This is a genomic window from Halobacillus trueperi (assembly GCF_003386945.1).
In the GTDB taxonomy this organism is placed as follows: Bacteria; Bacillota; Bacilli; order Bacillales; family Halobacillaceae; genus Halobacillus; species Halobacillus aidingensis.
In genome coordinates, this window is record NZ_QUAE01000010.1 from 104,530 (window position 1) to 110,529 (window position 6,000).

Annotated in this window: 5 protein-coding genes; 1 reads left to right on the top strand and 4 read right to left on the bottom strand. The window is 40.5% G+C overall.

Annotated features, from left to right (window positions below):
- Positions 1-400 precede the first annotated feature (400 nt).
- Positions 401-619, top strand: a complete 219-nt coding sequence (locus DYE48_RS13430) for a hypothetical protein (RefSeq protein ID WP_115824078.1) — start codon at positions 401-403, stop codon at positions 617-619.
- A gap of 9 nt (positions 620-628) precedes the next feature.
- Here DYE48_RS13430 and DYE48_RS13435 read toward each other — a convergent pair whose 3' ends face one another.
- The 4 genes from DYE48_RS13435 to DYE48_RS13450 all read right to left on the bottom strand — a co-directional run bounded on the left by DYE48_RS13435 (position 629) and on the right by DYE48_RS13450 (position 5,452).
- Entirely contained in the window at positions 629-1,378 is a 750-nt protein-coding gene (locus tag DYE48_RS13435) for a GntR family transcriptional regulator (protein ID WP_167449513.1), read from the bottom strand.
- Positions 1,353-2,201, bottom strand: a complete 849-nt coding sequence (locus DYE48_RS13440) for a YitT family protein (protein WP_115824080.1) — start codon at positions 2,199-2,201, stop codon at positions 1,353-1,355. The genes DYE48_RS13435 and DYE48_RS13440 overlap by 26 nt, the downstream gene beginning before the upstream one ends.
- Positions 2,202-2,548: 347 nt before the next feature.
- Positions 2,549-4,414 carry a PAS domain-containing sensor histidine kinase gene (locus DYE48_RS13445; protein ID WP_244199431.1) on the bottom strand — a complete coding sequence of 622 codons (1,866 nt, stop codon included), beginning with the start codon at positions 4,412-4,414 and terminating at the stop codon, positions 2,549-2,551.
- 168 nt (positions 4,415-4,582) lie between these two features.
- Positions 4,583-5,452: a DNA-3-methyladenine glycosylase family protein gene (locus DYE48_RS13450; protein WP_115824081.1), complete on the bottom strand. Its 870-nt coding sequence runs from the start codon at positions 5,450-5,452 to the stop codon at positions 4,583-4,585.
- Between the last annotated feature and the right edge of the window lie 548 nt (positions 5,453-6,000).

The following is a 6,000-nucleotide window of genomic DNA, read 5'->3' on the forward strand; positions in this document are numbered from 1 at the left end:
GCGCTTTACATCAATCTTTCACCGTCGGAATGACCAATGGGGGGGGAGATTTAAATTATCTACTTCGTTTGAGCATACAAGCAGAAATTCTGAGAAGTGGTTTCGAGAGACTACACATGGTAAAGGGGCGGAGGGGAATGGGAAGACTCCTGCGGGAAAAAAGTGCATGGTGAGACCCCGCAGGACGCAGTTCGAGGAGGCTCACCGCGCTCCCGCGGAAAGCGAGCCATTCCCCGCAGCCCCCATCCACTCGACAAAAGTCTCGAAACTGAGTCTTCCACAACCCTGCCAATTAGTTGAATAAAGAGGAGTATTTGGGGGTATGGTACATATACTTGAATTGACAAATTATTTTAAGTTTTCATATAATACGTGTAAGCATAACAGGGAGTGATCAGCAGTGGAAGCTCGCCCCGTTCGCAAACAGCTTGGCCTTAGCAAGTACCAATTATTTCTCATATCCTCCATTATGGTCGTCGCATTCTTATCTGTATCCATGATTACGAAGAATTTCAATTATACGCTGGCTTCTTTGATCACAGTGGTTGTTATTAACCTCAGTATTTTACTAAGAACTGTACGCCTTCAAAGAAAAAGAGCCTTTAAATCCGGACTGTAAATGTCTGGATTAAAGGCTCTTTTTCTTTTCTTCTATCCTATCTTTTCTCTGACTTATAGACATATAATTCAAGCTTTCTTCCATATGCTGATCGATCAGCTGGAGCAAGCGTGACAAATCTTTATTTCTTAATGCTTCAAGCAATAATTCATGTTCTTTGAAGCGCTGCTTTTCGTACAGGTCTTCATCTACAAACACATCATACAACATAAGATATACATTGATTTGATTAAGGATTCGTTCAGTAAAGTCAATCAAAAACCTGTTTTTTGTTTTTAACGCAAGGGTCATATGAAATTGCTTGTTCACATCCAGGTACTCCAGAATATTTCGGGTTTCGTAAGTTTTTCTTTCATGTTCAATCCATTCTTCCAAATGTACGAAATCTTCTTCATTCATCTGATCATAAATTTGTTCAAGTGTCATTTTCTCTAAATGGCGCCTCATATCAAAGGCTTGTCTTATTTCTTCAAGCGTCGGTTCAACTACAAAGGCACCGCGATTGGAGTAGATTTTGACTAACCCTTCTTGTTCCAGCTTTTTCATCGCATTCCGGATAGGGGTTCGTGAAACTTGTAATTCTTTTCCGATCATGTTTTCAACAAGCTGAGTCCCTGGTGGTAGTTGGCGAAACATAATGTGGTTCTTCAAGTATTCGTATACGTCGGCCGTTCTGGATCGGCGCTCATTGAGCGTGTCTGTAAACGTACGGTTCTGGATGTTATCCCACCTTTTATGCCAATCGTTTAAAGTTTTCACCGAGAATTTCATTCATCGAGTGAACCGTAATGAAAGCTTGTTCGTCTATCGCTGTCATATATTTTTTCAAACGTGTGTAGTCTTTGCGGCTTAGAATCGTTGTAATGACTTCTTTGTCTTCTTGATTAAAAGCTCCTTTTGCCTGGTGAATGGTAGCCCCTCGGCCGAGCTGATGGACGATGAAATAACGGACTTGTTCACTTTCACGACTGATAATGACGATCTCTTTATTGTCTTCAAATTGTTGCAACATGTAGTCGATAACTAGACCATTCAAAATGACACCGAAAAACGCGTACATTCCGACGGTTGGTCCGAATAGGAAGATGGACGATGTTGCAATTGCAATATCAGAGAATAAGACACCTTTTCCAACTTCAATGGAAAAGAATTTATTCAGGATCATAGCGAGGATATCTGTTCCGCCGGTAGAGGCTCCCTGATGAAAAACAAGTGCCATTCCTGATGCCGCGATAATTTGGCCGATAATCAATTGGATGAGAAGGTCATTACTTAAAGCTTCCTGCATCGGGAAAAATGCTTCCAGCCCCCATACCATAAAGGACAAAGCAAAACTTGCATAAATGGTCTTGAGACCGAATTGAAAACCTAAGAATATAAAACCAACGATAAAGAGAATAATGTTCAAGATAATCATGATCATTCCTAGTGAAAGATCAGGAATGACTTTATTCAGTACAATTGAAGCACCACTTACTCCTCCTGTGGCAAGATCGTTTGGCGATAGGAAAAAATGTACGTTGATGGCTACCCCGAGCGCACCTAAGTTCATTAATAGAAAAGACCATACTTTTTTCAGCATCAGAAAGCCTCCTTTTTATGTGGGAATAAGTTAGAATTTGTCGAACAAAATTGTAGTACAATCGGGATTATAGAGCCCATAAATACGTTTGTAAACAGCTTTGAGTGTAAAAATATATTTTATTTTTTGTAAGCGATTGAACGTAGAATTTTCTAATAACTATAAGGGTTGAATCGCTGAAATTTCAGAATTTGATGAACCCTGACACATTAAAAAGAATGAAGGTGTCATTTGCAGATAAGGTTTCCGTTAGTCTTTTTGCCGCAAGGGCCTCTCTCCTTCCCTTTAATCACTAATCAAACATAAAAAAATCATCATCCGTTGGGATGATGATTTTTCAAAGATTTCTATTTTGGTAAGGTGACGGTAACCGTTGTACCGGTCCCTTTTTGACTTTCGTATGATATTTCTCCATTCAGGTCTGAGACAATTTTCTTTGTGACCATCACTCCTAGACCGGTTCCTTTTTCTTTGGTTGTAAAGAAAGGTTCACCAATTTTGGCAAGCTCTTGTGGTGTTAATCCAGGTCCATTGTCTCTAACGGAAAGCGTTAGGTTAGAGCTGGACATCTGTATGCTTACACGAACCTCTCCTCCTAGATCCACAGCGTCGATGGCATTTTTGACAAGGTTGATAAGAATTTGATTCAACCGCTTCGGTTCTGTTTCGAATTTGTCTTGTATAGGATCACAATCAAAAAGAAGGTAGATTTGCTTTTCGTTCGCTTCTGGTTCCAACAGCCGCAATACATAGGAAACCAGTTGTTCAGGATCTACCTGTTCAAGCTGAATAGAGGATTTCGGCTTGGACAACATCATGAAGTCCTGGACGATGGCTTCGATGCGATTGACTTCGTCGAGAATAATTTCCTGATAGTTATCCCTCAACTCAGGATTAGCTGCCCCAATCTGGAGAAATCCTTTAATCGCGGTCAAAGGGTTTTTAATTTCATGTGCAATACCGGCCGACATTTGCGTGATCGTGGACAGCTGCTGGGATTTCTCTTTAAGTTCTAACATCTCTTTGTATTCCGTAACATCCTCATGAATACCAAGAACATAAGAATTTCCATAATACTCAACAGGAAAACCTTTCGTACGAATCCATTTCGATTCTTCTTTAGGACCTGAAAGACGATATTCTACTTCACTTTCTTTCTTTGCCATTTCGTCTAGAGCTGTTCTTAAAGAAGCGCGGTCTGATTCATGAACTTTTTCCATCAATGAATTCGGATCCAGAAAAGCTTCCCGTCTGGATATTCCGAACATTTCCTGAAAAGCAGGACTGACATAGTGCAGTTCTTTAAAGTCCGGCTGGCTGATCCAGAAGACATCTTTAATATTATTTGCAAGTAATGCAAACCTTTCTTCTGACGCCCTCAACGCTTTTAATTGATTCTTGTACTCTGTTATGTCCTGAAGGAAGACAGTGATCCCCATTTCGGTAGGATGAACTGTAACCTGGACATCTGTATTGGTTTTCTTAAGATATCCTTCAAATTCCACCGTCTCTTGTGTCTCCATGGACCTTAAATACTGTTGAAAGAAATGATAATGTTCACGAATCGGAAAGATATCCCACAACTTCTTAAAATAGTTTTGTAAGAAAGGGACCTCTGTCATCTCTTCCATTTTTGGATTGGCATACGTGACTTCCCAGTTGTGATTGATCAATGCCAGTCCGTGTGGGAATTTATCGACAAGGTGCATCATTCGATTTTTCATAGGGGAAGACTCGGTTCCAAACATGTGTATCATATTACGATGGTGTTGATAACCGATAGATTGGTTCAATGACAAAGGGGCTTCTTTTTGCTTATTCGAAGAGAGAGTCATGGGAACAGGACCATCGTTCAGGCCCTTTATACTTTTCAAGGAAAAAGCAATCTGACCATTCGTCAGATGAACCATTTTGCATTGATATTTATACTTGTTGATATCTGTCAACTGGACAGACGATTCCCTATTACCATCTGTCAGGAGATTATGCAAAACCTGTTGAAGGCGTTGCTGTCCTGTGTGACCAAAACTACGGATCCACTGAGAGAACGACATGTCCGACTCTTGCAGTTGAAGTGTTCCTTGCATCTGCTGATTAAGCGTAACCGTTTGTAGACGCAAATCCAGTAAACATGCAGGTGTACCATTCAAACTTAGAACATCCAAAATTTCGCCGCTATGCACTTGGTCAGAATACCTCTCTCTAATTACCAATATTAAGACCTCTTTCCTTTTAGCCGTTCAATATTTTCCAGTACGGTTATCATTATAACGCAAGCCTGAACAATTTTGAATATTTTCAAAACAATTCACCCATTATTTTTCTATTTACTACAAATTATGAGACAGAAGACAAGTTTATGACTATTTTCTTGTTTGTTTTCACCCTTCAATACTTCTCCAGAGCGTTAAGGAAGCATAACTCAAATAAGGCTCCCATTCTTTACTCCACTGCTCCATTTGCTCGTATGTCGGCTTAGTTTCCAAATCGAAATAAAACTTCAGAGCATTTTGAATACCAATATCGGCTTTTGGAAAAAGGTTCGGTCGACCAACACCGAACATCATCCAGTTTTCTGCTGTCCAAGGCCCGATCCCTCTAACCTTAACCAGTTGCTTCATAATCTCCTCATCTGATTCATTCGCCAATGCTTCCAAATGCAGCTTCCCATCCACAATCAAACGCGATGTATCAATAACATATTCTGCTTTACGCTGACTGAATTGCAATTCTCTCAACGTTTCATAAGGGGTATCGGCTACAGTTTCAGGATCTGGGTAAAACCATACCCCGTCCTTTTTTGTCCCAAGCGTTTCCACGAAACGAGTACTCAACGTATAAGCGAATTTCATATTCAACTGCTGGTGGATGATGACTTTCATCAAACAATCATAGAGATGAAAATCTTTCACAATCGGTGTACCTGGATGTGCTTGAAACATTGTTTTTAAATTTGTATCTAAGAAGTGGTGATGCACTTTTTCTATATCTATATTCCATTGAAATAAATCAGATATGTGGGAGAGCAACGCTTTTTTATCTTCCTCACTGTCACTCGACACTTCAAAAGAAGGATCAGCGGTTGTGCCGAGTCCCTGGACACGGACAATGTGATGGTTTCCTCCTAGCTTCACTGGAACATCCACCCAACGCTCTTCTCGGTTTAGACGTGTTAGAGGATCAAACGCCCACCGAAGCAATGTGTAATCAAAATCATAAAAAGTGTTTGCTTTAAACTTTTCTTTCCACAAACTGTTTTTCCTCCCTTTTGTCGGACGATTTGTTTATAATTTGTTAAGAATGGGAACTATGCCCTAATATCCTCTTTTACTCATTTCCATCTTCATTCCTTTTCAAACATTGTTCTACATCCACATACATATGTCCACCCTCAATGTTTCCTTTAACTTTTCAGTGTTCATTCAATTTCATATATGCTCCCGATTGTGGAAGACTCAGTTTCGAGATGTTTGTTGTGTGGATAGGGGCTGCGGGGAATGGCTCACTTTCCGCGGGAGCGCAAGGAGCACATACCACGCATCCTTAAAGGAACTTGCCTAGTTGAAATAATGAATGACCATTCCTGGCCATGGATACGGGGTCAGGGAAACGACGATTTGCAGTGCTTTGAATCAGTCAGTAGAAAAACACACACGTTCGTGTCTCTATTCGTTTTTCATGCGGACGTTTCCCAGACCCTGTTCCCACGCCTTATTCGTGCAGGATCCATGGTTAAAACGACTCTATAATGGCGTGAGTGAACAGGTCTTTATTACAGAGCTCGGCAGGTTACTATTAG